The following is a 24845-nucleotide window of genomic DNA, read 5'->3' as shown; positions in this document are numbered from 1 at the left end:
ATCCCCCTAGCTTTATGTCCCCATTCGCTTTCAAAATTTTTTATGATCACCCGGCTCTTTTTGAAACTCACCGACTACGCCCTTTTCCGGCGGCTGCTCTGGAAGCCCATTTACGAGGTCCTCGCCAAAAAGTTTACGGTAAAGAACTGGTCCTTTATGAACTACGGCTATGCGCCTTTGCCGCAGGAGCCGGCTTTATCCCTTGCCCCTGCCGACGAGATCAACCGCTACCCTATTGGCTTGTACCATTACCTGGCCGGTAAAATAAACCTGGAGGGATGGGACGTCCTGGAAGTGGGCAGCGGCAGGGGCGGGGGCGCCGCTTACCTGAAAAAGTACCTCCGTCCCGCAAAAGTCATGGGCGTGGACATTGCCCTCCAGGCAGTGAAAAGGGCTAATCAATACTTTGGCGCCGGCGGTCTCGGGTTTGTGCAGGGCAGCGCCGAGCGCCTTCCCTTCGCCCCCGGCAGCTTTGACGCGGTCATCAACGTGGAATCTTCCCATACCTATGGCTCCGTGCCGCAGTTCTTATCGGAAGTCCAAAGAGTGCTCCGGAAAGGGGGCTATCTTTTACTGGCGGATATACGGGTGGCCAAAGACATGGCCCTGCTCCGGGAGCAGCTCCGGGCCTGCGGCTTGCAGTTGGTATCTGAAGAAAATATCAGCCCCAATGTAGCGATGGCTATAGAGCAGGAGGAGCCGGTGAAGCAGCAACGCATCAAGGAGCATGTGCCCTCCTGGCTGCAAGGGGTATTTAAAGAGTTTTCCGGCGTGGTGGGTTCTCAGGCCCATAGCCAGTTGAAATCCGGGGAGCTGGTGTATTACCGCTTTGTCCTCCGCAAATAGTGAAGAGTGTTTGTTTAAGACTGTTATTCAGAAGACCCATTTCGAAGGAACAATTCTAAAGCTGGTGACAACCTGTAGAGCTGTCATTATAAACGCAGTGAGGAATCCCGTCGGGGCACGAAAAGTCCTTTTGTGGTACAGGAAACCCCTCCTTCGAATAGAAATATTCCTTCGTTTCCGACGGGATTCCTCACTGCGTTTATAATGACAGTCTTAAAGTAGCGCTTTGTCCTTTTTGTCATTGGCAGCGCGGCCCCTGGCCCGCCTTAGGCAAGCGAGGAATCTGGTATGCCCATCTAATGAAAACGACTGTCAGTTGTAAAGGCCGTATGGACTGAAGCCCTTTTTGTTACCCGGTAAATTCCTGTTCCAGGGAAATAATGCCCGGGCTTCGGTGGAGGCTGATGCGGCTGTGCCAGTGCAGGGCTTTGCGGGACAGGGAAGGCAGCTCCGTTACCGCGTCACGGCCGTCGCGATAAAAATAAAACCGGTACCGCGTATCAGCCCTGCGGCACGCCAGTTCCACCGACAAGGTGTGGGTGCACCGGTGAACGGGATCCTGATCTTCTACGATCCTGACCTCCCGGACGTGGAACAGGGAGATGCAGCACTCCTGCCGGTGCTTGCCGGTATGGTCGATCAGCAGGAGTTTTTTATTTTTCCGGTCCAGGGCAATGATCCTGCCTTCCAGGATATCCAGGCATTCTACCGAAAGCTTGTGCTGGCGCACCAGCGCGTCAAAGGCCCCGGCCAGGCGGAGCTGCCGGCTTTTTTTACGCCCCTGGCGGACCACCTGCAGCATCCCGTACAGGGCGGGGAGGCCGATAAGGACGGCCAGAAAAAGATAGAGGTACATGTGTTTGCTTTTTTAGTGTTCCCGAATCGTTAATTACCTGAAGGAGCGACCTCCAGGATGGTGAAGGCCTTCCTGCCGGAAGGCACCTCCCACGCTACGGTATCGCCCGTGCGGCAGCCGATCAGTGCCGTGCCTGCCGGGGAGCGCACCGATACTTTGCGCTGCTTTATATCTGCTTTTTCGGGAAGGACCACCGTAAGCTCCAGGACTTTTCCTTCTTTTGCGTCTTGGATGGTCACCCTGGAATTCAGGCGCACCACCTCCGGCGGCCAGTGGTCACGGGCCTCCAGCTTTGCCCGCTCATAATCTTCCTGGCTGAAAATGGGTTGTTCATTTACCTCAGGCATAACATATCATTTTAGGGATGTGAATAAAGGGAAGGAGGCAGGCGCCTGGGCAGCCGCAGAAACCGGCCGGGAAAGCCCATAAAGGAAAACGCTACAATCAGGTGCGTTCGGCGTCCCGGCTACAGGAGCGTGCCGGCACCGTGCACAGGTGACGTATGGTTCTTAGAAAAAGCTATCCCGGAAGCATCAGGCGCGGGAAAGCCCGTTAAACTCCTTGTAGCTGGAGAAGTAATACAGCTTGGAGCAGAAAGGATAAAACTCGGTAAAGGAACAGGTATAGCAATCCCTCGTATCCGGCACCACGTACCGGGGAGAAATCGTTTGTGCATTATGGTGAGTGCTACCTGCCATGTCAACAAATCTAGCAAAAAATCCGATAGAAAAGCCCCGGTAAATTAAAGCTTCGTTAAAACGAGGGTCGCGGGGTGGGGCACTTTATTCCGGCAGGGAAAAATAAAAGGTAGCGCCTGCGCCTTCTTTCCCTTCGGCCCGGATGGTGCCGCCGTGCCGCTCGACGATGCTTTTACACAACGAAAGGCCCAGGCCCGTTCCTTCGTACTCGCTTTTGGAATGAAGCCGGGTAAACGACTGGAAGATCTTTTCGGCCTGCTCCTGTTCAAAGCCGATGCCGTTGTCCTGCAGGGTGATTTCAAAGAAGCCCCCGGCTTTGCCGGTGCAATGGACCTTTATGCGGGGCGGTACCCCCGGCCGCACAAACTTCAGGGAATTGTTGACGAGGTTGTAAAACAACTGGTAGAGCAGCACCGGCGAGCCCGTCACCACCGGCAGGGGGCCTCGTTCGATGACGGCTACTTTTTCTGCGATCTTCAGTTCCAGGTCGCCTTCCACCCGGTCCATCACTTCGGAAAGGTCGACCGGTTCTTTTTCCGCTTCCCGGGCATTGAGCGAGGAATACTGCAGCACCCCTTCCACCATCCGGTGCATGCGGTGGCAGGCCTCCCTGATCTTGGACAGGTAGAGCGTAGATCTTTCGGTCAGCATGCCGTTCAACTCGTGCTGCAGCCGTTCCCCGAAGGTCAGCACCTTGCGCACCGGCTCCTTGAGGTCGTGGGAGACCACATGGGCGAACCGTTGCAGGTCTTCGTTGCTGCGGAACAGCTCCTCGTTCAGCCTTTCGGCCTGTGCCGCCAGCCTCTGCTGCTCGGCTGCCGCCTGTTTCAGCTGCGCATTCTGCTTTTTAAACTCGAGCAGGACCGCTGCCTGGCGGGAGAGCTTTTCCAGTGCTTCTTTCTGGGTGGGCGTCAGCTGCCGGGGGTGTTTGTCGATGGCGCAGACGGTGCCCAGCTTATGGCCCTGCTCCGATATGATCGGGGCGCCGGCATAAAAGCGGATGTGCGGCCCGCCGGTGACCAGGGAGTTGTCCCAAAAACGTTCGTCGCGTTGCGCATCTTCCACAATAAACACATCGTCCTGCAGGATGGCGTGGGCGCAAAAGGAAACCTCCCGGGGCGTTTCGTCAATCCCCAGTCCTTTATGCGCTTTAAACCACTGGCGGTCCTTGTCTACCAGGGAGACGAGTGAAATCTCACTGTTGCAGATGAGGGAGGCGAGTTCCGCGATCTGGTCAAAATCACTTTCCCCTTCCGTGTCCAGGATGTGGTAGGACTGCAGCTCCTGCAGCCGTTGCGTTTCATTATCCGGTAAAGCGGCCTGTATCATAAAATAGGTTTGCTGATGGTTACCAAAAACCTTGCTCATCGCTATAACGCAAAAATGATGCTTTCCGTACCCGGCGGGCCTGTTGGGTTCCTTAAACCTGGGGGGCTGCTTCTTTTTCTTTTTCCCGGTCCAGGTGATAGTTCAACCGGTCATAGACTTCTTCTATGTCGTCGCTGAGGATGACCACCAGCGACCCTGCGATGGCCGTCCGTACCACTTCGTCCACGGCGGCGCACTCGTCCGGGATAAAGGAAACCGGCTTATGGGGATCCACCAGGTGGATGCCCCGGTACAGCAGCCCGTTCAGCTGCTCCGCCGTACGTCCCCTCAGGTCTTTATCGTGCCGGATAATGATCTTATCGAAAATGCGGGCAGCCTCCTCTGCAAAGGCGATGAGGTCCTCGTCCCTGCGGTCGCCCACGCCGGTGATCACCCCCACCTTCACCGTTGCCCCGAAGGCGGTGACCATCTGGCCCAGCGCCTGCAGGGCGTGGGGGTTATGGGCATAATCCAGCAGGACCGAAAAATCGGGGAACCGGAACAGGTTCATCCGTCCCGGCATCATTTCGTTGGTGGGCACAAAGGTGCGCAGCGCCTGGCTGATGGTATTGAGGTTGATCTTGCTGGCAAAGGCCGCCAGGCTGGCGGCCAGGACGTTGTAAATATTGAACGTCGCCATGCCGCCATAGGTTACGGGAATATGCTGAACCTCTTCAATGGGGATCAGGTTGCGGCCCCGGCGCAGCAATACCTAGCCGTCGTCGACAAAGGCCGCCAGGCCGCCTTCCGCACAATGCTGTTCGATGCGGGCATTGTCGGGGAAAAGGGAAAAGAGCGCCACCTTGCAGTGCACCCGGTCCTTCATGGCATACACCCGGTCGTCGTCGGCATTGAGCACGGCGTAGCCGGTTTCCTTGACTGATTCGGGCACGATGGCTTTGACCTTGGCCAGCTGTTCGATGGTGTGGATGCCGCCCATCCCCAGGTGGTCCGAAGCCACGTTGGTCACGATGGCGCAATCGCATTTGTCAAAGGGCAGGCCGCTGCGCAACATGCCGCCACGGGCGCATTCCAGTACGGCAAACTCCACCGAATGGTCCCTGAGGATCAGCCGGCCGGAAGCAGGGCCGGCAGCGTCGCCGTCGTTGAGCTGTTCGCCGTTTATATAAATGCCGTCGGTGGTGGTATAGCCGGTGCAATAACCTTCGTGCTGCACGATATGGGCCAGCAGCCGGGTGGTGGTGGTCTTGCCGTTGGTGCCGGTGATGGCCACTATAGGTATGCGTCCGTCATTGGTGGGGAAAAGCATATCGATGATTGGGGCGGCCACGTTGCGCGGCTGGCCGGCAGAAGGCTGCAGGTGCATGCGCAGGCCCGGGGCCGCATTCACCTCGATGACGGCGCCGCCGGATTGTTTGATGGGCTCGGACAGGTTGGCGGCCATCACATCAATGCCGCAGACATCCAGGCCGATGAGGTGGGCGATGCGTTCAAACAGGCGGATGTTGGCGGGGTGCACCGTATCGGTCACGTCGGTGGCCGTTCCCCCCGTGCTTAAGTTGGCCGTAGGCTTCAGGTGCAGCACCCTGTCCTTGGGCAATACGGTATCGAGCCGGTAGTTCTTTTTTGCCAGGAGCTCCCAGGTCACCTCGTCCACCCGGATGGCCGTCAGGCTGTTTTCATGGCCCTGGCCCCTGCGCGGGTCGGCATTGACCCGGTCGATCAGCTGGGCGATGGTATGGAGGCCGTCGCCGGTGACGGCGGCCGGGGTACGCAGGGCGGCGGCCACGAACTTATAATTCACCACCAGGGCCCGGAAGTCGTTGCCGGTAATGAACTTTTCGACGATCACCTCTTCGGAGAATTCTTTGGCCCGCACAAAGGCCGCGGTGGCGTCCTGCCAGGTGGTGAGGTGGGTGGTGGCGCCTTTTCCCTGGTTGGCGTTCAGGGGCTTGATCACCAGGGGGAACCCCACTTCTTCGATCGCTGCTTTCAGCTGGTCCACGCAGGTAAGGATGCGGCCGGCCGGCACGGGCACCAGGGCCTCTGCCAGCACCTTCTTGGTCACTTCCTTGTTGCCCGCGATCTCCACCCCGATGATGCCGGTATAAGAGGTCATGGCCGCATCGATCCGCTTTTGTTTGCTGCCATAGCCCAGCTGCACCGTGGAGGAGGCGTCCAGGCGGATGACCGGGATGTCGCGGCGCAGGGCTTCCGCGGTAATGGAATGCGTCGACGGTCCCAGCTTTTCTTTGTGCCAGAGGCTTTTGATCGTGTCCACTTCCTTAGCGATATCGAAGGCTTCTCCCCGGATGAGGGCCTCGGCCAGGCGCAGGGCGGCGCCGGCGGTGTACAGGCCTTCCTCTTCCTCGCAATACGAAAAAACCACGAAATAAACCCCTTCCTTCCCGGCGCCCCTGGTTCGGCCGAAGCCGGTGCTCATGCCGGCCAGGGTTTGCAGCTCCAGGGCAAGGTGTTCGATCACATGCCCCATCCAGGTACCGTCCTTCACGCGTTCAAAAAAGCCGCCGGGATGGCCTTCGCTGCAATAGTGGTTGTACAGGGAGGGCATCAGGGCTTTGATGCCTTCGTAAAACCCGGGGATCTCGTTGGTGGGCCGGAATTCCAGGTCTTCCAGGTCCAGGAGCATCTGAATGAGCTTTTGTTTTCTTATGGACCAGTAGTTAGGTCCCCGCAATACCTTTACCTCCAGCAACTTCATATAGCAAATATTTCGTTTCTTAAGCAGCCGAAATATTATACCATTTTCCGGGCATCCCCGTTTTAAAAATCCCCACCTGCCCCGGACAGGGCCCGCTCCAGATCGCCGAGGATATCCACACTGTTTTCAATGCCCACGCTCATGCGGATCAGCCCGTCGGTGATCCCCGATTGCAGGCGGTCCTCCCGCGACATGCCCGAATGCGACATCGAGGCCGGGTGGGAAACCAGGGTGTCCACGGTGCCCAGGGAAACGGCCCGCACGCACAGCTGCAGCCGGTTCATAAAGGCCATGCCGGCTTCCAGCCCCCCTTTCAGCTCAAAGCTCAAGACCGACCCGGGCAGCCGCATTTGCTTTTGGGACGTATGGTAATCCGGGTGGGAGGGCAAGCCGTTGTAATGGACCCTTTCCACCCGGGGGTGCGCACAAAGGAAGGCCGCCACCTGCGCCGCATTGCGGCAGTGGGCTTCCATGCGCAGCTCCAGGGTTTTGATGCCCTGCAGCAGCAAGAAGGCGTCGAAGGGGTTGGCGTTGGCGCCCAGCACCTTGTAGGCGCCGTACGCCTTTTCCTTCATGAAGGCGTGGTCGCGGCCCACCAGCACGCCGCCGATGGAGGTGCCGTGGCCGTTGAGGAACTTGGTGGTGGAATGCACGACAAAGTCGGCCCCGAACCGGAAGGGCTGCTGCAGGTAGGGGGTGGAAAAGGTATTGTCCACCGATACCCGCAGCCCGTGGCGCCGGGCTAGGGTGCAGATGGCCTCCAGGTCGATGCACTGCAGGGAGGGATTGCCGGGGGTTTCCACATGGATCAGCTTTAACGAAGGGGTTTTCCGGATAAGGTCTGCTACCCCTTCCAGGTCCCTGAGGTCGGCAATGCGGCTGTGGATGCCAAAGCGGGGCAGGAAGCCATAGATCAGCTCGTGGGAGCCGCCATAGAGCGAGTAATGCGAAAGCACCGTATCGCCGGCAGACAGTGCCGACAGCAGCAGCGTCGCCAGGGCCGACTGGCCGCTGGCATGCAGCAGTGCTTTCAGCTCGAGGGGCCTGCCTTCTTCGTCCTGCAGCCCGAAGGCTTCCAGGCGGGCAATGACGTCCTCGGCCACGGTCACCGTGGGGTTGCCGAAGCGCGAATAGATATAACCGGGCTCCTTGCCCGAAAACACGTCCCTGCCCTGCTCCGCGCTGTCGAAGGTGAAGGTGGCGGTGGCGAAGATGGGCGTCAGGTGGGCGTGGTGAAACGAATAGGCATGCGCTGCCTGCAGGCAGGCGGTGCCCATGCTGTGCGGGCCGGGTGGGGGCGATGGGTGCGTCATTTTTGTGCATTATAAGGGCCTAAATCTACGTTCATTCCACCACCATGCGGTAGTGGTCGGGGCGGGCGTTCACGCTGCCCGCCGGGCGGCGCAAGGTCAGGGCATGTCCCGGCCTTTCAGGGCGATGTATTTTCCATCGATGCAAAAAGACCGGGTTACCTGTGCCGGGTTCCCCCAGTTCATTTCCTTCAGTATTTTTTTCAGGCAGCTTACCAGCTCCTGCAGCAGGACCGGCTTTACCAGGTACAGGCTGGCGCCGTCCCGGTAGGCCTTTTGCACCTGCTCCTCTCCCCCGTTGGCAGCATACATGATCACGGGTATGGCCGCATAGTCGCTGTTGCGGATCTGCCGGAGGCAATGGGCGTGCTCCTTACCCGGGGACTTCAGGGTCAGGAAGATCAGGTCCGGGATAAAGGTGCCCGCCCCAAAGTGGCTGTAATTGCAGCCGGGCAGAAAATACAGCTCGATGCCGGCATCCACCTTTTCCAGGGCCTCCCTGAAAACGGTATAGTCCACTCCCCCATCTTCGATGAACAGGATCCGGCGAATATGAAAAGCAGTTGGCGCCATCCGGCAGTTTATTGTAATAAGTACACGTGCAATGCCATCTTTGTTCAATCGCGGCATCTTTTCTGCACACCCGGTAGTTGCCGGCAGCCTGTTTTCCCGATTCGGAAAGGGCCTGGAAAAGTGCGTCCCGCCCTTTACCCATAAATGCCTTACCCCTGGGGAAATCTAAAGTTTTTTTGAAGTGAGGCAGATCTTCGGCACCCCTTTTATCGCGGGAAAAATCCGGTTGCATGCATGGCTGCAAAACGAAACTGCTCCGGGGTGGCGCTTGCGTCACCCCGGAGCAGTGTTGCGGAACAGGCCGTCAGGGTTTTTGGCCCCGGGGCTATTGCAGCGTCACATCCAGGTAAACGGAATGACGCCCGTAGGTTTCATAAAAGGGTTTCAGCACCACGTCATCGATGGTGAACTGCAACTGCTGCGGATCGCCTTTGATGGACTTGCCGATATCTTCCGCGTCCAGGGTGACCTTCCGCCATTCTTTCCGGGCTTCGGGCTCCTGGGCGGCCAGCAGTACCGGTCCGTAAAACAGGCTGGCAATGTTCGGCTGGTCCATAACCGGGTCCAGGTGAAACTGGAAGGGCATTTTCAATTCGACAACGTCGCCGTCTTTCCATACACGGCTTATTTTCACATAACTGCCCGGCTTAGCCTGGAGCTTTTGCTCTTTGCCGTTGATTTTTACAAAAAACCCTTTGGTGGCCCAGCCCGGCACCCGCACCTGGAGGTCAAATTTGCCGCCGCCCCTGATGGTCAGGCGGGTCTGGTCTTCCTTCGGAAAGTCGGTGGTCTGCTCCACGCGTACCTTGCGCTCGGTCCATTCCAGCGTGGAGGGGATGAACAGGTTCACATAAAGCGCCTGGTTGTCCCTGCTTTTGAAGTAAATGGAATGTTGCAGCTTGGTACTGCTTTCGATGGCGGTGCCGTTGCAGCAGGTAAAGCCGGTCATGTTCGGGTTGCCGAATTGCTTGACGGCCCCCGGCCGCAACGGCACGTGGTAGGTATTGGCGGGACTGTTCTCGGCTACGGAAGCCAGGATATGGTTGTACAGCGCCCGCTCGTAAAAGTCCATGAACTCTGCCCGCTGGTCGAAGAGGAACAGGTTGCTGGTCAGCTTCAGCATATTGTAGGTGGCGCAGGTCTCGTTCTGCCCCCCGGCGGCAAAGCCGTTCTCGTACAAGGTGCCCGGCTGCGCAATAAAGCATTCCGCATTATTGGGATTACGGGCACCCGCTACTCCGCCGATGCTGTACATGTAGTCGTTGACCATCTTGTACCAGAAGTTATCGGCCACTTTGTAGTATTCGGGATTATTGGAGACCCGGTACATTTCGATGCTGCCGACGATTTGCGGGATGTGCTGGTTGGCATGCAGCCCGCGGAAAAGGTCCACGTTTTTGGCCAGCCCGTGCACATGGGCGGTATCGCCGAAGAACACCCGGATGTTGTCAAATAGCTGCGCTGTCTTCAGGTGCTCCTGTTTGCCGGTCATCCGGTACATGCGGGCCATGGCCTCGTTCATGCCGCCAAACTCCCCGGCGATGTAGGTATTCCACATTTTTATCAGCGTATCGGTGGGCACTTTGCTCAGGCGGGTATAGACCCAGTCGCCCATGCCGGAAGCGACGGCGAGGGCTTTTTTATTGCCGCTCACTTCATACACGTCCATCAAGCCGGCCAGGATCTTGTGCAGGGTATAATACGGAGCCCACACCTGGTTTTTCTGCCCGCCGTACCTGGCGCCGTTTTCCAGCATGATAAACTGGTCCGGCGGATAAGCGCTGATGAATCCTGTTCCCCAGTTCCAGTAATCGGTGCGGATGCCCGCATCGCTGAGGTCGGAATCAAAAGCGGATTTGCCGGGACCGTACGGCACCGCCCCCGGGTCGGACACCTGCGTGCCGCCGGCTTCTTTCGCCTTTCCGGACAGTTGGGACAACGCGTAGAGCGTATTGACCATATACTCCATCTTGCCGGCAAAATTGGCCTGGAGCGCCTTGTCGTACCCGGTGCCGGCATAGGCCTGTGCAATGGCCGTCAGGTAGTGGCCGGTGGCATGCCCCCTCAACTTGGTGTCGCGGCTGTCCCAGACGCCCAGGGGTTTTGCGCCTTCGGGCTGTTGCTGGCCAAACGCATGGCGGAACATATAGAGAAAGGAGTTCGGATCGGTGGTCGCCAGTGTCCGGATGAACTTATCGCGGTTTTCGACAAATTTGGTCTCGTGGCCGTGTGCATCGGTTTTCAGGGCTACCTGGTTCAGGTCAAAGGTTTCCAGCTTTACCGCAGGCGTAGCGGTTTTCCCTGGCGCTTTTACGGTGACCACCGCCTTCGGCTGAAAGGGAGTTCCGGCCACCCGTCCGGTTATGGTGTAGCGTCCGGGTTGCAGCACGGCGCTGTTGTCGGTGGCGGCCGGCCACAGCACCCGTACTTGCGGGCCTTTGCCGTTCATTTTATTCGTGTAGGTTCCCGGTACGTAACTGGGCAGCCGCGGCAGGTTTCCTACTTCCGTTTCCACTGCCACGTCGGATACCTGGGCCAGGTAGGTGTTATACAGCCGTGCCTCGGTGGGCGAAAAGCGGGGGAGGTCCTCCTCCACGCGCCGGCGTCCGGTATTTACCGCGCCGGCATTGAGGCCCCTGCCGCTTTGGGCATGGTTATAAATGCCGGCCACCTGCCCGCTGCTCAGGGAAACACGGTAGATCCGGAAATCATGGACCAGGGCATTCAGGTTGGGATCTCCCGGCAGCAGCGATTTGCCGATATAGAGCAGCTTTTCTCCCGGCTGCTGGCCGAAGACATCGGTTAATTCCAGCGGGATGTCCCGGGTTTCGCCGACCCGCTTGTTGTCGACATAGGTGACCATGGTTTTGGAAGGGATATCGATCACGATGGCCAGGTGCACCCACTTGTTCGTTTCGATTGCCGGGGCCACCGCGCCTTTTTTATTGCCTTTTTCCGTTGTGATCAGGGCCTGGTAGCCTTCCTGGGCCTTTGTGCCGGCGGGGGCCGCAAAAAAATGTTTGGCGGCACTCCTTCCGAAGTCAAAGAAGCGCTGGCCGGGTTGGTTGGAGCGCAGGTAGATCCACCCGGATATGCTGAGCGATTCCAGGTCGGTCAGCGCTTCTCCCGGGATCGTCACAAACGCATTGTGCTCCCCGGAAAGCGACAACACCTTTCCAAACCGGTTGTCCTGGACAAACGGGGCTTCGGCGCCCTGGAACCGGGCGTGCAGATTATTGCGGGACCAGTCCCGGACATCTCCGTTAAACACATAGCGGGCAATCATTTCGGTTTCGCCGATCCCGTCCAGTATCTGGTCCCCGTTTTGTGCCTGGGCAGCGGTGTTTCCGCCCTGGCTCAAAACCGCAACGAACAGGCTGACGCGCAAGAATACTTTGTACATTTTCATGTTTACATCCTCTTGATCATTAAGGTTATGTTTGCTCCCCCCTATTCACCTCCCGGGGTAATTTTCAGGGAGAATTCCCCATAAAACTAGGAAGGTTCCGCTTGGTGCTATCAACCTATTTTAGCCGGTAATCACCTGATATTAACAGGTATCCCGTTTACTAATAACTTCCGCCCGTAAGGCCGGGTTACCGGCCCGAAGCCTGGCGGAGCTGCTGGAAGCCTTACTGAGCTGGTCGGTCTCCCGGGAAGCGGTGGTAAGCAGGTTGTATGCCGGCAAGATGAAGGGGAGTGTAAAATAAAGGGTACCATATGTGCCTGCCCGCACGGATCAAACGCATTATTCCAAAATTTTTTTCATCAGTATATCGGTCTGCTCCTCGCTGCCTAATTTAAAAATATGCCGGTCAAACTCCAGGAAGCCGTTCTTCTTATAAAAATTTATGGCCCTGGGGTTTTCTTCCCATACCCCTAGCCAAACATACCGGGCGTTTCGCTGCCGGGCGATTTGCAGGGCCTTTTCATACAGCAATTGGCCCACCTGTTTTCCATGAAATTCTTTTAGCACATAGATCCGCTCGATTTCCAGCGCACGGTCGTCTTTTAGCTCTGTTTGTGCCGGCCCGGCGTTCAGTTTTAAATAACCGAGGACCTTATCGTCCAGTGCGGCAAAATAAAATTCCGAGTGAGGGTTGTTCCATTCGGCAGCCAGTTGCTCCAGGGAAAAGCGTTCTTCCAAATATTGCTGCATGTTCTCCTCGGTGTTCCCGGCGGAAAAGGTCTCGAAAAAGGTTTGCCTTCCCACTTGTTGCAATTGGTCAATATCGTTGGCCGTGACTCTTTTGATGGTTATATTTTCCATACGCTTCCGGTTCCATTATAAGTTTTTAATGTAGGCGGCGATGTCTTGTTCATGAGTATGCGCACTTTTTTCCAAATGCTCCATAATCCGGTGCCGCTCTGCTGCGGATTTATTCTGGCTTAATTTCTTTTGCCCCTGCAAGTCGGTTACCTCCAGCTCAAAGGCGACAATACCCTTTATCATTCCCTGTTTGAATGTATCCGGGAGGCTGTTCCATTGTTCCAGGTAGCCCGGTTCATAGAAACGGATCATCTGTTCCAGGGCTTTAAGCCTGGAAGATTCCTCTTCCATAATTTTCGCTTTTCCATAAGCGTGTACCGCCAGGTAATCCCAGGTAGGTACGCTTTCCCGCCTGTCGTAATGTACCGGGGAGATATAGGCATGCGGCCCGGCAAATACGACCAGGGAGGTGTTGGCCTCAATATATTGGGCCTGCTCGTTGGCACGGGCAAAATGAGCGCTGAGGACCAATCGGTCCGAACGGTCGTCGATAAAGAACGGCAGCTGGGTCGCCAGGGGAAGAGCGCCTTTATTGGTGATTATCGTTGCGAAACTGTATTGCTTCATAAAAGCTATTTTTTCCGCTTCGTCCGGAAACCGGAAGCCATTGGGTGTGTACATACTTACATTTTTTATAAGAGCGGTTTTTTTTAATGTTTTATTCCTGCCGGTACCGCCGGTCCTTCTTTAGATCTTTACGCTTCAGTGCTACAAATTTATTTCCTGATGGGATTATCAGAACAGGCCAAAAAAATTGCCGGCCTGTTCCGATCGTGGCGGGGTAAGGAGGGAGCATAAAATATTTTGGGGGCCCTGTTTTTTTTATTGCCGGATCATCGTAATATTGCAATGTAATTATGGGTGTTACCAAATCCGAAAAATTTACCAAAGAGCAAAACCAGCTGGCGCAGCTGATGAAGGCGCTGGCCCACCCGGCCCGCATTGCCATCCTGCAGGAGCTGATCAAGGCCAATGCCTGCATCTGCAGCGACCTGGTAGAAGAGCTGGGACTGGCCCAGGCGACCATCTCCCAGCACCTCAAGGAACTGAAAAGTGCCGGCCTGATCAAAGGCACCGTGGAAGGAACTTCCGTTTGCTATTGCATCGATGAGCAGCACTGGAAGCTCTGTAAAGACCTGGTAGCAAACTTTTTTGCCTCTTACAAGGCAACAGGCAGCCGTTGCTGCTGATTTTTTTGGCTTTTATCATTGCAATATTGCAATGTAATAATTATGGGTAAACTACCCCCCTTGCAGGAACTTTATTTCTTCATCCTAAAATAGTCAACCATGCAAACCCAGGAACAGCTCAAAGAAATGGTGCGGCAGAAGTATGCTGAAATTGCCCTCCAGGATAAGCAAACCAACCAGTCGTCCTGCTGCGGGTCGGGCTGCTGCAGCACCGACGTATACAATATCATGGCCGATGACTACCACCAGCTGGAAGGCTATCACCCGGACGCCGATCTGGGGCTGGGCTGCGGCCTGCCCACCCAATTCGCCCGAATCAAAAAGGGGGATGTGGTAATCGACCTGGGCAGCGGTGCCGGCAACGATGCCTTTGTCGCCCGCCACGAAACCGGCGCAACCGGCAAGGTGATCGGCATCGACTTTACCCCCGCCATGATCGAAAAAGCCCGGGCCCATGCGGAAAAACGGGGCTTCAACAATGTGGAGTTCCGCCAGGGCGATATTGAAAAAATGCCCCTGACCGCGAATGTGGCCGACGTGATCGTCTCCAACTGCGTACTCAACCTGGTGCCCAACAAGGACGGTGTCTTTAAAGAGATCTACCGCGTGCTCAAGCCCGGCGGCCACTTCAGCATCTCCGATATCGTGCTGGAGGGCAACCTTCCCGATGACATCCGCAGCGCCGCGGAAATGTACGCCGGCTGCGTGTCCGGTGCCATTCAAAAGCAGGTATACCTGGAGCTGATTGAAGGCAACGGTTTCCAGAACATCACCCTGCAAAAGGAAAAGCAAATCAACCTGCCGGATGATATCCTGGCCGCTTACCTGGATGCCGGCCAGATCGCCGCCTTCAAAGCTTCCGGTACGGGCATTTACAGCATTACCGTCTATGCCGAGAAACCAAATACCTGTTGCGAACCCGGCTGTTGCCCGTCATGAGAAAATATACGGCTGAATTACTCGGCACCTTTGCCCTGGTCTTTTGCGGCACCGGCGCCATCGTCATCAACCAGGAAAGCGGAGGGGTGGTGACCCATGTGGGCGTTGCTATGACCTTCGGCTTCATTGTCATGGCCATGATCTATACCCTGGGCGGCATATCGGGGGCACACCTGAACCCCGCGGTAAGCATTGCCTTTGCCGTGGCGGGGCGGTTTCCCTGGAGGGAAGTCGTTCCCTATGCGCTGAGCCAGGTGGCCGGCGCCCTGCTGGCGAGCCTGACCCTGCGCTTCCTGTTTCCGCAAAACCCGCTGCTGGGCGCTACCCTGCCGGCCGGAACCGACCTGCAGTCGTTCGTGCTGGAATTCCTGCTCACGTTTTTCCTGATGCTGGTGATCATAAACGTGGCTACCGGCAGCAAGGAGCAGGGGCTGTTTGCCGGCCTGGCCATAGGCGCAACGGTACTGCTGGAGGCGATGTTTGCCGGTCCCGTTTGCGGCGCCTCCATGAACCCCGCCCGCTCCCTGGCGCCCGCCCTGGTGTCCGGCCATACCGCCTCCCTCTGGATCTACCTGACCGCCCCCACTGCGGGAGCCGTAGCGGCCATTCCCGTATGGAAATACTTAACTTATAACCCCCAACAAAAATGAAAATTGCCTTATTCAGCGACATCCACGCCAACCTGCCCGCGCTGGAGGCTTGTTTGAAAAGTATCGACGAACAACAGCCCGATGCCGTTTACTGCCTGGGCGACCTGGTGGGCTACAACGTATGGCCCAACGAAGTGATCAACGAGATCCGCCGCCGGCGCATCCCCACCATTGCCGGCAATTACGACCAGGGCATCGGCCTGATGACAGGCGAATGCGGCTGCGCCTACAAGACCGACAAGGATAAGGACCTGGGTCAGCGATCCATCGCCTTTACCGATGCAGCCGTGCGGCCCGACGAACGCCGGTACCTGCGCACCCTGCCGGCCCACATCCGGGTAGCGTTCCAGTTGAACAACGACAAGCTGAATTTGTTGCTGGTGCACGGCAGCCCGCGCAAGATCAACGAATACCTGTTTGAGGAACGGGAAGAAAAAAGCCTGCTGCGCATTATGGAAGAAGCCGATGCCGATATCCTTTGCTTCGGGCATACCCACAAGCCCTACCACCGGGTGCTGCCCACGGAGCCGCAGGAGCAGCCGCATTACCGCCATGCCGTCAACATCGGTTCGGTGGGTAAGCCCAAGGACGGAGATGCACGTGGCTGTTACGTGCTGCTGACCATCAACGCCGACAGCGCCATTGGGAACAAGGAAACGGTGCAGGTGGAGTTCGTACGCTTTGACTATGACGTGGAGCAAGCTGCGAAAGCCATTGAAGAAAGCCCGCTGCCGGCCGAATTTGCCGATATGCTGCGGAAAGCTTATTAAAGGCCGGAGGAGGTAAGCAAAGAATCAACTGGCTTAACTCCTCCGCACCTATTTTACTTTTAAATGTCGGTCAATTGAGCATCCGGTATTCATTGGGCGTATATCCCGTGCGCTGCTTGAACAGCCGGCTGAAATGCGTCGGGTATTTGAATCCCAGCTCATAGGCGACCTCGCTGACCGACTTGCCCGGGTCGAATATCTTTTCCTTCGCCACATCGATCAACTTCAGCTGGATATACTCCTGTGCGGATTTGCCGGTTTCCTTTTTTACCAGGTCGCCGAAATAATTGGCGGACAAATGCAGTTGGTCGGCGCAGTATTTCACGGAGGGCAGGCCTGCCGTCTGCGGGGCGTCCGACCCGAAATATTCATGCAGCAACCGCTCGAATCGCTCCAGCACCCCTTTATGCGCATTGTCCCGGGTAATGAACTGCCGGTCGTAGAACCGGACGCAATAGTTCAGGAACAGCTCGATGTTGGTGACGATCAGCTTTTTACTGTGCTTGTCCACCGCCTGTTCCAGCTCATACTGGATTTTTGAAAAACTGTCCAGCACCATTTTCCTTTCCCGTTCGGATAAATGCAGCGCCTCGTTTACATGGTAGCTGAAAAAAGTATAGTCCTGGATATGGCGGCCCAGGGAAGTGCCATGGATCAGGTCCGGGTGAAACGCCAGGGCATGCCCCTGGGGCTGGTACAGCTCGCCGTCATTCTCAATACCGATTACCTGTCCCGGTCCCAGGAACACCAGCGTGCCTTCCTGGTAGTCATAATAATGCCGCCCATACTGCAGGTCGCCACATTTGACCTGTTTTAAAACGACCACATAAAAACCCAGGCGCATCCGTATCGCTGCCTCGGCGCCGCTTTGGAGAGGTCCAGGACGCTGACCAGCGGATGCAGCGTTTCGTGGTTGTTGTAGGCATTGTATTGGGCAATGGTATCGAATGCCAATAGCTTATCCATATCCTTCGTATTCACGGCTTCAAAGGTACCGCTTCCCCGGTCGTTCACCCGTTCCGCAGGCTTCCACCAGTGATATTGGTTGGAAAAACAGTAATGGGTATCGCCCTTCCCTGAAAAAGGCGGCGGAGCTTTGCCCTGTCCAACCGATCGACAAAACAAAAAATAAGAATCCCGAAAAATTATGGAAAAAGTTGTCTTGAATAATGGCGTGGAAATGCCCGTTCTGGGCTTTGGCGTTTTCCAGATACCGGAAGCCGAAGAATGCGAAAGAAGCGTGTCTGCTGCGCTGCAAACGGGCTATCGCCTGATCGATACCGCGGCTGCCTATGGGAATGAAGCAGCCGTAGGCCGGGCGATCGAAAGAAGCGGCCTGCCCCGCGAAGAGATCTTTGTGACCACCAAGCTGTGGGTCCAGGATGCCGGGTATGAAAAGGCCCGGAAGGCTTTTGAAAAGTCCCTGCAGCGCCTGGGGCTGGAGTACCTGGACCTGTACCTCATCCACCAGCCCTTCGGGGATGTGCATGGTTCCTGGCGGGCCCTGGAAGACCTGTTGTGGGAAGGCCGGGTCCGGGCCATCGGGGTGAGCAACTTCCAGCCCGACCGGCTCATGGACCTGGTCGTGCACAACGAGGTGGTGCCTGCGGTGAACCAGGTTGAAACCCACCCGTTCTGCCAGCAGCTAAAAACGGCGGCGTTCCTGCAGCAGCAGGGCGTTCAGCTCCAGTCCTGGGGGCCTTTTGCCGAGGGCAAAAACCACATGTTTGAAAACGAGCTCCTGGTGTCCCTCGCAGCCAAATACCAAAAGACGGTTGCCCAGGTGGTCCTGCGCTGGCTCACCCAACGGGGCGTCGTGGCCATTCCGAAATCCGTCCGCCCGGAAAGGATCGTGGAGAACTTCCACCTCTTCGACTTTCAGCTCAGCGGGGAAGACATGGAGGCGATCAAAACGCTGGACCAGGAGGTAAGCCTCTTTTTGGACCACCGCGATCCGGCCACCGTAAAATGGCTGGGGGAGGTAACATTTGAAATTTAAGCCTATGGGTACAGTGATTCCGGCTTGTTCGTCAACCAGGAAAATAGGCGCTCCCTTTCAAAAGCCCCCACCGGGGCTTTTGTTATTTTTATTCATATTTACTTCTACATGCAGGAACTGTTTATCCAATACGTTTTTCTTATCCTCATTATCCTGGCGCTGGTGATGCTGGCACAAAAGCTCCGGCTGGCGTACCCCATCGTGCTGGTCCTGGGCGGATTGGCACTCAGCCTTACGGCCCGGTTTTCCGGCATCACCATTGACCCGGAGCTGGTCTTCCTTATTTTTCTGCCGCCCCTGCTGTATGAAGCGGCCTGGCAAACCTCCTGGAAGGAATTCTGGAAGTGGCGGCGGGTGATCACCAGCTTTGCGTTTCCCATCGTGATCCTTACCTCCTGCGTCGTTGCCCTGGTGTCCCGGGCGTTGATCCCCGGTTTTACCCTGGCGCTGGGCTTCCTGCTGGGCGGCATCATCTCCCCGCCGGACGCGGTTTCCGCCACCACCATCATGCGGGGCGTGAAAGTGCCGAAGTCCATGGTCAGCATCATCGAAGGGGAAAGCCTGCTCAACGATGCCTCCTCCCTTATTGTCTTTCGGTTTGCCCTGGCGGCCGTGGTTACCGGGCAGTTCTATTTTCAGCAGGCGGCCGCCAGCTTTTTCGGCGTCATTTTCATGGGCATCCTGATCGGCCTGGCCGTGGCCACCCTGTTCTACGTCGTGCACCGGTGGCTGCCCACCACGGCCAGCATCGAGATCGTGCTGACGCTGGTGGCGCCTTATTGCATGTATTACGCCGCGGAGCATTTCCATTTTTCGGGTGTGCTGGCCGTGGTCAGCGGCGGGCTGTTCCTCTCCAGCAGGCGCCAGCATATCCTCACTTACCAGGGCCGCATCCAGAGCGTCAATGTCTGGACCAACCTGGTGTTTGTGCTGAACGGACTGGTCTTTTTGCTGATCGGGCTGCAACTGCCTTCCATTACGGGGCAACTCGGCGCCATAGGCCTAGGTACGGCGATCGGGTATGGGCTGGCTATTTCCGGGGTGCTGATCGCCTGCCGGCTGTTGTGCACCTTTGGGGCAGCCCAGTTCACCCGGCTGGCCAGCCATTTTATTACGGTGGCCGACGCCAATCCCGGGTGGAAAGGCCCCGTGATCCTGGGTTGGGCCGGCATGCGGGGGGTGGTATCCCTGGCCGCAGCCCTTTCGGTACCGCTGCTCCTTCCCGGGGGGCAGCCGTTCCCGTACCGCAACCTGATCCTTTTTATTACGTTTATCGTGATCCTGGTCACCCTGGTGTTCCAGGGCATCACCCTTCCCTGGCTGATCCGGAAAATCAACCTGGGGGACAAGTATGCCACCCTGCCGGAAGAAGAACAGGAGCTGATCATTCAAAAGAAGATCGCACAGGTCTCCCTGCAGTTCCTGGAAGAGGGGTATGTGGAGGAATGCCGGCAGAATCCCTATGTAAAAAGTTTGTATGCGCGGCAACAAACAGACCTGCAACTGCTGGATGGGAATGATGGCAATGGGGCAAGGGAAGATTCCTTAAAACGTTTTGAAGGCATTTACCTGGAGCTCCTGGAGCGGCAGCGGCGGCGGCTGGGCGAAATGAACCGCTCTGCCGAATTCGATGAGGAGTTGATCCGCAAATACCTTTCCCTGGTGGATTTGGAGGAACTAAAGCTCCGGGAAAAGCTGTCCCGCCGCGTTGGATAATCAGGAGGCCGTAACCGACGAAATCCGCAACGCCTTAAAAAAAATCCCCTCCGGCCGGGGGGATTTTGATTTCTTTTTCTATATAGTTTACATGCTTAGCTTGTTCATGTTCAGCACCGTGGCCGATGGAGTGTAGCCCCTTACTTTAAACACCTGGCTATTGGGAGGAAGGGAACTTGCTTCGCCGCCCCTGCGCGTATAAATGGCAATGCCGCCACCGCCCCCGGGAGCGCCAACGAAAGGCGGGGGATAGGCTTTTACAATGGCAATGTCTGTCATGGGGATGCCGGCAACCTGTTGGGCGGATGTGCGTACTTCATCCATGAAAAAGGTTACAGGGCTGCCCCGCCACCTAACCATACCGTCATTGGCACCTGCCGGTTCTATTTGCAGACCGGCAACGCGGCCCTGCAGGTAAGCGAAAATATTGGGAAAACCAGGCGCGCTGGGGTCGTCCATAACGCTCACCAGCCGCTCGTCGCCCGAGCGGAACAAGCTGCTCACATTTTTTTCGTTGAACTGCTGTGCCGGGCTTTTGGCGGTACTCCTGACCACTACTGCGGGTAGTACCCTTCCCCGGTCTGCAAAAACCGCCTCAGTGGTTTCCACAGGCTGGTGGAGGGTGGACCGCACCGTTGCTGGCGGGTTACCTATGTAAAATGCCCGGCCGGCCACCGCCAACGGAGTAGAGCTGGAATCGAGTTGGGTACGGATAAGGATATCCAGCGGCTTATTAGGGTTCTTTGTTGCGGAAAAAGCCATCAATGCATTGTCTTCAAACAACCAGTTACGGATGGCAAAGGTGCCGTCCGGCGCCACGGGCACTTCCTGCTCGTCCCAGTCGCCGGTTTTGGTGAGGAGCAGGGCTTGTATGCTGCCGCTGTTCCCGGCGTTCTGTACTTTGCCGATCACCTCAAAGAACCGTTGCTGTAAACCGGCAAGCAATATGTATTTGCCACGGGGCAGCGAATCGGGCAGATACAGGGCGCCGGAAGCCTGGCCGTTGATCAGGGGCCAACGGAGGCGGGTGCGCAGCCCCTGTTCGTTTTCAATTATCAGTTCCAGCGTAGCCAGGGACGCCTTTTGGCCGCCACCATCTTTGTAATCCACCCTTACCGATAACGAATCACCCGGTTGCAGGATGTTTTTATGGAGTTGTATGTCCAACCGGCCTTTTGCCTGCTGTGCCTGCAGGGTAACCGCCAGCAGCAAGCAGGTGAGGAGGGATAAAAGCATGCTTTTCATAAAAAAGCCTTCATCAATATTGAAGCCAGCAACCGTTGGTAAAACAGAAAAGAAAGATAAAGTTTGAGGGGGTGTTTTAAAGAGATGCAGCGCAATCGCCTGCCCTGGATGGCCTTTTCTGTCGCTATCCATCAATATATAGTGGGATCAAAAAACAACTCCCGCTGTAGGAAGATGGAATCAACATCTAAGGTCCTCTTGTCCGGTTTGGGAAAATAGGTTTCCTGCGCTGTTAGCGGTTCGTTATTCTTTCGTTTGCCGGTTCATAATAAAGAATGACGGCACCACTGCTAAACGTTTTGGTCTTTATCAGTTTAAGCGTAATTTTTTCGCTGATGTTTTTAAATAACGGCAAACCGCTGCCTGCGATAACAGGGTGAACGCAAAGTTGATATTCGTCTATCAAATTAAGTTTCGTCAAAGCGACGATCAAGCTCGGACTGCACACGAAAACGTCTTTACCCGGTTGCTGTTTGAGTTCCAAAACTTCTTGCTCAAGGTCCTGACCGGCTAATTTCGCAGTTTTCCAATCTACATTTTTCAGTATGCGGGAAAAGACGATCTTAGGGGTGTTGTCTATTGCGGCTGCAAAGTCGTCCATTGCTTTATCGCCTGTGGGATTATCCAGCACGGTTCGCCAGAATTCCATAAGCTGGTAGGTTATCCTGCCATATAAAGCGGTACCAGCGCTTCGCAACAGGTCGGCATAATGTTGATGTATTTCTTCGTCAGGGACACCTGAGGTATGGTCGCAAAACCCGTCAAGCGTCATATTGATGGCTGCAATTACCTTTTTCAAATTCTCTTTTTTGTGAGTCTGTTTTCGTGGGTTCTGCTACAATGACCGCTAACGTTCAACGGCTTCCTTCTGTGCTGGCAATTCGCGTTGAGTCAGCCCAAACCGCAGCCGATTAAAAATTAAAGTACAGAATTTGTTTCATTGCTCAATTCATAACGTCCAGCCGGAGCTACGGAGGAATAGAGGGCAAAATTCGATGATTTATTCATCCAGCCAGCATAGCAGCAAGCCGCTGTTATGGGCACCTTCAACAACTACCAATCAATTTGCTTCAATTGCAATATTAAATCAGGCAGAAATGTTTCCTTAATTGTCCAAACAATCGTGTAATCTATCCCAAAATAGTCATGCACAATGCGGTTTCTAAATCCCCGGATCCGGCGCCAATCAATAGAGGAATATTGTTCCTTAAATTCTTCCGGAAGCCTGTTGGCCGCTTCGCCAATGATTTCAAAGTTCCGTATAACGGCGTCAATAGTTTTGCTGTCAGCTGAAAATTGCTCAAAGCTTAAGCCTTCCGTATAAGCCAATATTTTATTAGCACTATCGAGTATGTCGCCAACTAAAAGCCTGGGATCACGTTTAGACATAAACAATTTCCCTTTCTATTGCTTTAAAGTATTTGTCTTTGATACCCCTTCTTGAAACTAGGTCAACCTTATACTGCAATTGCTGCTCTATGTAATCAGCCAGATCAATAAATTCCACGCCAATGGGCCGGTCAAAATCTACAAGGATATCAACGTCACTGTTTGGCGAAAAGTCATCCCTGACTACGGAGCCAAACAGACCAATGGTCTGGACATGGTATTTTCGAGCCAATTCTGGTTTAAGCTGTTCCAAAACTTTTCTGATGTCGGCGAGCTGTCCCATGTTCCAAATATATGAAAAATCAATAAACCCAATTATCCTTAACGTAGAGGGATTTGGCGAAAAGCCTGGGGCCATGGCATTTAGAAAGATATAGCTCCACCTTTACGCCTCTGCTGAACAATGGTCTGAATTTACAATATTTCCCTAAGGCCTGTTTTGGCCAGGATCATATCACAGGCATCTTATTAACCTTTAAGAAGCCCAGGATTTTGCTCAATATCTTGCCGGAACTTCTTTTTCCATTCCTGTAAATCTATAGCCGTTTCTTCTTTCTCGCCATCAAAGACTATCCAGGCGTTAGCTGCGTTAGAAAATATTTCCAAAGCCTTTATTTCTTTCTGAGAAATGGTACCATGACCATATTGCCTTTGTCCATGCAACAAAGCATCCCATAAAACATATTCTAAGCCTTGCATCCAACCTGCATAATAGCAACGTTCGGAAATGTCACCCATGAAGCCTGCTAATTGACGTTGTTGAATTGTCAAATCTTTTATCATTGAACTTAATGACTGTTGGAGTTGCCCATAACGTCGAGGAGCTTTGTGAAGGTTGGGCATTCTGAGTTCCTTCAGCCTCATTTTAGCACCTCAGTTTAATATTGATTTCATGTTGAAAAATAGTTCTTCAGCCCAACTTTTACAAAGCTATTGTTATGCGCATCAGTCGGAAAAGTTAGAACTGTTTACCAACTCAAAATACTTATGTCCATAACAGGAGTCAGTAAAAGCAAAGCTAATATCAAGAGTTAGGTTTAGATTCTTTTGCTTCGCCTTGCACCTGGTAAAGTAATGAAATAAAAACACGGTGTCTTTCCTTTTAGCATCAAAGTATTTAATGTACTGTCTTTTATAGGTTTGTTGATTGAAAACTTCGCTGCTATAGGCTGAATCAAGCAACCTTTTAGTAGGAAGCTGACTGACAGATTCAAAATACCATGTAGCGTCCTTTCTTAAGTCGTCCTCCCATTGTTTAGCACTTAGCGTGTCTTTCCTAAGAAAAGCCCCGATAGAGCCCTTGTTGCCATTATTAATTGAAAACAAGTCAAAGGAGAAGGGCTCTCCGCTCTGCGTCCATTTTTCAGGTTTGATGTTGCCATTTTTATCGAATAAAGAGTCGGAGAAATGTAAGGGCTCAGGAATTACAAATGTCCAAGTAATATCATTTAGCGTCACTTTTCGTCCCTGGAAGTGGTGTTCCTGAAAATTAACTATAAAGAAAAATATGATAAGCAATAAAACTGGTTGCATAAGGTTGCCCATAACGTCCAATGGCTTGTAGAAGTACGGGAATTCAAAGCATTTTAGCCAAACCTTTGCTTTGTTGCGCAGTATGTATAATTAGATCAGCGGAGGTTCGCAAGCCCGTATTTTGGCAAGCCGATGTTGTAGGCGGTTTGAATTGCTTAGTGCCAAGTGATACAAAACTTTATTTTTGCTATTACGGTTGAAATTTCCTCAGACCTCGTAAAATGCAGGGAAAAAGTTTGCGCCTCATCAGCGGTTGGATATATGCCAAGTATATCGAAATGTCCGTGCTGTGAAAGTTTTGTCAACGGGTCCTGAAAAACACAAAACCTATTTTCAATTTTCCCTTCAACTTTCGTAAAGCTACTATAATGTTTAAAGGAAATCTCTTTATTACCTTTTGTTGCTCCAATTTTTCGGCAAACTATCAGCGTTGTATATCCTGTATCCATTAGGCAATTGTCATGAATATAGCCTTCGTCATTTAATGCTTCAAATAAAGGCGAGTACCTTTTATTAATTTTGTTTTCATTATAGATAAAGTCGCCATGTAAATCTTTATTGCCGAATGGGATAGCTCCAATATGAGACTTGTTCCTAAAGCTGTTCCATTCTATTAAATTGTGTTTTTGAATTTCTATATGGCTCTTAATTAATTCGTTCAGCTGAAGTTCTTTGTCCATTTTTAATTTTGTTGTTTGAAGTTCCCGCAAATGTCTGCCTAAAAATTGCCTACAACGTCAGTTTGTCTAAAAACTGATGTTTTGTTCGAATCTAAGGATTAATAAAGTCGTTACAAAGCCTTATGCGGCA

Annotated in this window: 27 protein-coding genes; 7 read left to right on the top strand and 20 right to left on the bottom strand. The window is 54.3% G+C overall.

The genetic code is table 11. The features are described from left to right. Positions 1-42 precede the first annotated feature (42 nt). Entirely contained in the window at positions 43-846 is an 804-nt protein-coding gene (locus tag V9K67_RS12790) for a class I SAM-dependent methyltransferase (protein WP_336723028.1), read from the top strand. A gap of 349 nt (positions 847-1195) precedes the next feature. Here the strand turns inward: V9K67_RS12790 and V9K67_RS12785 are convergent, their stop codons facing one another. The 11 genes from V9K67_RS12785 to V9K67_RS12735 all read right to left on the bottom strand — a co-directional run bounded on the left by V9K67_RS12785 (position 1196) and on the right by V9K67_RS12735 (position 13225). Beyond that, a complete protein-coding gene (locus V9K67_RS12785) occupies positions 1196-1702 on the bottom strand; it encodes a hypothetical protein (protein ID WP_336723025.1) in 507 nt (168 codons plus the stop codon). Positions 1703-1731: 29 nt separating this feature from the next. Next, positions 1732-2049, bottom strand: coding sequence for a GreA/GreB family elongation factor (locus tag V9K67_RS12780; protein ID WP_336723022.1), 318 nt, complete (start codon positions 2047-2049; stop codon positions 1732-1734). A gap of 186 nt (positions 2050-2235) precedes the next feature. Next, complete coding sequence (locus tag V9K67_RS12775) at positions 2236-2400, bottom strand: hypothetical protein (RefSeq protein WP_336723020.1); 165 nt, start codon at positions 2398-2400, stop codon at positions 2236-2238. 84 nt (positions 2401-2484) lie between these two features. Then, positions 2485-3729, bottom strand: coding sequence for a GAF domain-containing sensor histidine kinase (locus V9K67_RS12770; RefSeq protein WP_336723019.1), 1245 nt, complete (start codon positions 3727-3729; stop codon positions 2485-2487). A gap of 91 nt (positions 3730-3820) precedes the next feature. Then, positions 3821-4408 (bottom strand): glutamate ligase domain-containing protein, encoded by a 588-nt coding sequence (locus V9K67_RS12765; RefSeq protein WP_336723018.1) that lies wholly within the window; start codon positions 4406-4408, stop codon positions 3821-3823. A 72-nt stretch (positions 4409-4480) separates the two neighbouring features. Beyond that, positions 4481-6451 (bottom strand): cyanophycin synthetase, encoded by a 1971-nt coding sequence (cphA, locus tag V9K67_RS12760; protein ID WP_336723016.1) that lies wholly within the window; start codon positions 6449-6451, stop codon positions 4481-4483. A 62-nt stretch (positions 6452-6513) separates the two neighbouring features. Continuing rightward, on the bottom strand, positions 6514-7764 hold the full coding sequence (locus tag V9K67_RS12755; RefSeq protein ID WP_336723013.1) for a trans-sulfuration enzyme family protein: 1251 nt from the start codon (positions 7762-7764) through the stop codon (positions 6514-6516). 96 nt (positions 7765-7860) lie between these two features. After that, positions 7861-8334: a response regulator gene (locus V9K67_RS12750; protein ID WP_336723010.1), complete on the bottom strand. Its 474-nt coding sequence runs from the start codon at positions 8332-8334 to the stop codon at positions 7861-7863. A 325-nt stretch (positions 8335-8659) separates the two neighbouring features. After that, positions 8660-11737, bottom strand: a complete 3078-nt coding sequence (locus V9K67_RS12745; protein WP_336723008.1) for a beta-L-arabinofuranosidase domain-containing protein — start codon at positions 11735-11737, stop codon at positions 8660-8662. Between the two features lie 345 nt (positions 11738-12082). Beyond that, positions 12083-12604 (bottom strand): GNAT family N-acetyltransferase, encoded by a 522-nt coding sequence (locus tag V9K67_RS12740; protein ID WP_336723006.1) that lies wholly within the window; start codon positions 12602-12604, stop codon positions 12083-12085. A 15-nt stretch (positions 12605-12619) separates the two neighbouring features. Continuing rightward, the gene (locus V9K67_RS12735) at positions 12620-13225 is read right to left on the bottom strand and encodes an FMN-binding negative transcriptional regulator (protein WP_336723004.1); all 606 of its coding nucleotides are present in this window, start codon (positions 13223-13225) and stop codon (positions 12620-12622) included. Between the two features lie 236 nt (positions 13226-13461). Here V9K67_RS12735 and V9K67_RS12730 point away from each other — a divergent pair, with 236 nt between their 5' ends. The 4 genes from V9K67_RS12730 to V9K67_RS12715 all read left to right on the top strand — a co-directional run bounded on the left by V9K67_RS12730 (position 13462) and on the right by V9K67_RS12715 (position 16153). Beyond that, the gene (locus V9K67_RS12730; RefSeq protein WP_336723001.1) at positions 13462-13794 is read left to right on the top strand and encodes an ArsR/SmtB family transcription factor; all 333 of its coding nucleotides are present in this window, start codon (positions 13462-13464) and stop codon (positions 13792-13794) included. Positions 13795-13893: 99 nt separating this feature from the next. Then, positions 13894-14733, top strand: coding sequence for an arsenite methyltransferase (locus V9K67_RS12725; protein WP_336722998.1), 840 nt, complete (start codon positions 13894-13896; stop codon positions 14731-14733). Then, positions 14730-15383 (top strand): aquaporin, encoded by a 654-nt coding sequence (locus V9K67_RS12720; protein WP_336722997.1) that lies wholly within the window; start codon positions 14730-14732, stop codon positions 15381-15383. The genes V9K67_RS12725 and V9K67_RS12720 overlap by 4 nt, the downstream gene beginning before the upstream one ends. Further along, complete coding sequence (locus tag V9K67_RS12715; protein WP_336722994.1) at positions 15380-16153, top strand: metallophosphoesterase family protein; 774 nt, start codon at positions 15380-15382, stop codon at positions 16151-16153. The genes V9K67_RS12720 and V9K67_RS12715 overlap by 4 nt, the downstream gene beginning before the upstream one ends. Positions 16154-16223: 70 nt before the next feature. Here V9K67_RS12715 and V9K67_RS12710 read toward each other — a convergent pair whose 3' ends face one another. Further along, positions 16224-16997 carry a helix-turn-helix domain-containing protein gene (locus V9K67_RS12710; RefSeq protein WP_336722992.1) on the bottom strand — a complete coding sequence of 258 codons (774 nt, stop codon included), beginning with the start codon at positions 16995-16997 and terminating at the stop codon, positions 16224-16226. Next, a complete protein-coding gene (locus V9K67_RS12705) occupies positions 16967-17119 on the bottom strand; it encodes a hypothetical protein (RefSeq protein WP_336722990.1) in 153 nt (50 codons plus the stop codon). The genes V9K67_RS12710 and V9K67_RS12705 overlap by 31 nt, the downstream gene beginning before the upstream one ends. A 181-nt stretch (positions 17120-17300) precedes the next feature. On the opposite strand from V9K67_RS12705, the gene V9K67_RS12700 reads away from it, so the two are divergent. Together V9K67_RS12700 and V9K67_RS12695 are read left to right on the top strand one after the other, a co-directional pair. Continuing rightward, positions 17301-18152: an aldo/keto reductase gene (locus V9K67_RS12700; protein ID WP_336722989.1), complete on the top strand. Its 852-nt coding sequence runs from the start codon at positions 17301-17303 to the stop codon at positions 18150-18152. 108 nt (positions 18153-18260) lie between these two features. Then, positions 18261-19868, top strand: a complete 1608-nt coding sequence (locus tag V9K67_RS12695) for a Na+/H+ antiporter (protein WP_336722987.1) — start codon at positions 18261-18263, stop codon at positions 19866-19868. Between the two features lie 87 nt (positions 19869-19955). On the opposite strand, the gene V9K67_RS12690 is transcribed toward V9K67_RS12695, so the two are convergent. The 7 genes from V9K67_RS12690 to V9K67_RS12660 form a co-directional block, all read right to left on the bottom strand. Next, entirely contained in the window at positions 19956-21113 is a 1158-nt protein-coding gene (locus V9K67_RS12690) for a hypothetical protein (RefSeq protein WP_336722986.1), read from the bottom strand. Positions 21114-21345: 232 nt separating this feature from the next. Continuing rightward, on the bottom strand, positions 21346-21912 hold the full coding sequence (locus tag V9K67_RS12685; RefSeq protein ID WP_336722985.1) for a dihydrofolate reductase family protein: 567 nt from the start codon (positions 21910-21912) through the stop codon (positions 21346-21348). 254 nt (positions 21913-22166) lie between these two features. Beyond that, positions 22167-22502, bottom strand: a complete 336-nt coding sequence (locus tag V9K67_RS12680; protein ID WP_336722983.1) for a HepT-like ribonuclease domain-containing protein — start codon at positions 22500-22502, stop codon at positions 22167-22169. Next, positions 22495-22785 carry a nucleotidyltransferase family protein gene (locus V9K67_RS12675; protein ID WP_336722980.1) on the bottom strand — a complete coding sequence of 97 codons (291 nt, stop codon included), beginning with the start codon at positions 22783-22785 and terminating at the stop codon, positions 22495-22497. Before V9K67_RS12675 ends, V9K67_RS12680 begins: the two co-directional genes overlap by 8 nt. A 185-nt stretch (positions 22786-22970) precedes the next feature. Continuing rightward, entirely contained in the window at positions 22971-23366 is a 396-nt protein-coding gene (locus V9K67_RS12670) for a hypothetical protein (RefSeq protein ID WP_336722978.1), read from the bottom strand. Positions 23367-23447: 81 nt separating this feature from the next. Continuing rightward, a complete protein-coding gene (locus tag V9K67_RS12665) occupies positions 23448-24047 on the bottom strand; it encodes a hypothetical protein (protein ID WP_336722976.1) in 600 nt (199 codons plus the stop codon). A gap of 143 nt (positions 24048-24190) precedes the next feature. Then, positions 24191-24715: a hypothetical protein gene (locus tag V9K67_RS12660; RefSeq protein WP_336722973.1), complete on the bottom strand. Its 525-nt coding sequence runs from the start codon at positions 24713-24715 to the stop codon at positions 24191-24193. Positions 24716-24845 lie beyond the last annotated feature (130 nt).

The sequence above is a fragment of the Huijunlia imazamoxiresistens genome, from assembly GCF_037132455.1.
Taxonomy (GTDB): domain Bacteria; phylum Bacteroidota; class Bacteroidia; order Chitinophagales; family Chitinophagaceae; genus Flavisolibacter; species Flavisolibacter imazamoxiresistens.
This window is presented reverse-complemented; position numbering and strand designations above follow the sequence as displayed.

Bases quoted from the DNA above. Each gene is read 5' to 3' on its own strand.
- V9K67_RS12790 (WP_336723028.1), top strand. From the start codon at position 43: ATGATCACCCGGCTCTTTTTGAAACTCACCGACTACGCCCTTTTCCGG.
- V9K67_RS12785 (WP_336723025.1), bottom strand. From the start codon at position 1,702: ATGTACCTCTATCTTTTTCTGGCCGTCCTTATCGGCCTCCCCGCCCTG.
- V9K67_RS12780 (WP_336723022.1), bottom strand. From the start codon at position 2,049: ATGCCTGAGGTAAATGAACAACCCATTTTCAGCCAGGAAGATTATGAG.
- V9K67_RS12775 (WP_336723020.1), bottom strand. From the start codon at position 2,400: ATGGCAGGTAGCACTCACCATAATGCACAAACGATTTCTCCCCGGTAC.
- V9K67_RS12770 (WP_336723019.1), bottom strand. From the start codon at position 3,729: ATGATACAGGCCGCTTTACCGGATAATGAAACGCAACGGCTGCAGGAG.
- V9K67_RS12765 (WP_336723018.1), bottom strand. From the start codon at position 4,408: ATGGCGACGTTCAATATTTACAACGTCCTGGCCGCCAGCCTGGCGGCC.
- cphA (WP_336723016.1), bottom strand. From the start codon at position 6,451: ATGAAGTTGCTGGAGGTAAAGGTATTGCGGGGACCTAACTACTGGTCC.
- V9K67_RS12755 (WP_336723013.1), bottom strand. From the start codon at position 7,764: ATGACGCACCCATCGCCCCCACCCGGCCCGCACAGCATGGGCACCGCC.
- V9K67_RS12750 (WP_336723010.1), bottom strand. From the start codon at position 8,334: ATGGCGCCAACTGCTTTTCATATTCGCCGGATCCTGTTCATCGAAGAT.
- V9K67_RS12745 (WP_336723008.1), bottom strand. From the start codon at position 11,737: ATGTACAAAGTATTCTTGCGCGTCAGCCTGTTCGTTGCGGTTTTGAGC.
- V9K67_RS12740 (WP_336723006.1), bottom strand. From the start codon at position 12,604: ATGGAAAATATAACCATCAAAAGAGTCACGGCCAACGATATTGACCAA.
- V9K67_RS12735 (WP_336723004.1), bottom strand. From the start codon at position 13,225: ATGTACACACCCAATGGCTTCCGGTTTCCGGACGAAGCGGAAAAAATA.
- V9K67_RS12730 (WP_336723001.1), top strand. From the start codon at position 13,462: ATGGGTGTTACCAAATCCGAAAAATTTACCAAAGAGCAAAACCAGCTG.
- V9K67_RS12725 (WP_336722998.1), top strand. From the start codon at position 13,894: ATGCAAACCCAGGAACAGCTCAAAGAAATGGTGCGGCAGAAGTATGCT.
- V9K67_RS12720 (WP_336722997.1), top strand. From the start codon at position 14,730: ATGAGAAAATATACGGCTGAATTACTCGGCACCTTTGCCCTGGTCTTT.
- V9K67_RS12715 (WP_336722994.1), top strand. From the start codon at position 15,380: ATGAAAATTGCCTTATTCAGCGACATCCACGCCAACCTGCCCGCGCTG.
- V9K67_RS12710 (WP_336722992.1), bottom strand. From the start codon at position 16,997: ATGCGCCTGGGTTTTTATGTGGTCGTTTTAAAACAGGTCAAATGTGGC.
- V9K67_RS12705 (WP_336722990.1), bottom strand. From the start codon at position 17,119: ATGGATAAGCTATTGGCATTCGATACCATTGCCCAATACAATGCCTAC.
- V9K67_RS12700 (WP_336722989.1), top strand. From the start codon at position 17,301: ATGGAAAAAGTTGTCTTGAATAATGGCGTGGAAATGCCCGTTCTGGGC.
- V9K67_RS12695 (WP_336722987.1), top strand. From the start codon at position 18,261: ATGCAGGAACTGTTTATCCAATACGTTTTTCTTATCCTCATTATCCTG.
- V9K67_RS12690 (WP_336722986.1), bottom strand. From the start codon at position 21,113: ATGAAAAGCATGCTTTTATCCCTCCTCACCTGCTTGCTGCTGGCGGTT.
- V9K67_RS12680 (WP_336722983.1), bottom strand. From the start codon at position 22,502: ATGTCTAAACGTGATCCCAGGCTTTTAGTTGGCGACATACTCGATAGT.
- V9K67_RS12675 (WP_336722980.1), bottom strand. From the start codon at position 22,785: ATGGGACAGCTCGCCGACATCAGAAAAGTTTTGGAACAGCTTAAACCA.
- V9K67_RS12670 (WP_336722978.1), bottom strand. From the start codon at position 23,366: ATGAGGCTGAAGGAACTCAGAATGCCCAACCTTCACAAAGCTCCTCGA.
- V9K67_RS12665 (WP_336722976.1), bottom strand. From the start codon at position 24,047: ATGGGCAACCTTATGCAACCAGTTTTATTGCTTATCATATTTTTCTTT.
- V9K67_RS12660 (WP_336722973.1), bottom strand. From the start codon at position 24,715: ATGGACAAAGAACTTCAGCTGAACGAATTAATTAAGAGCCATATAGAA.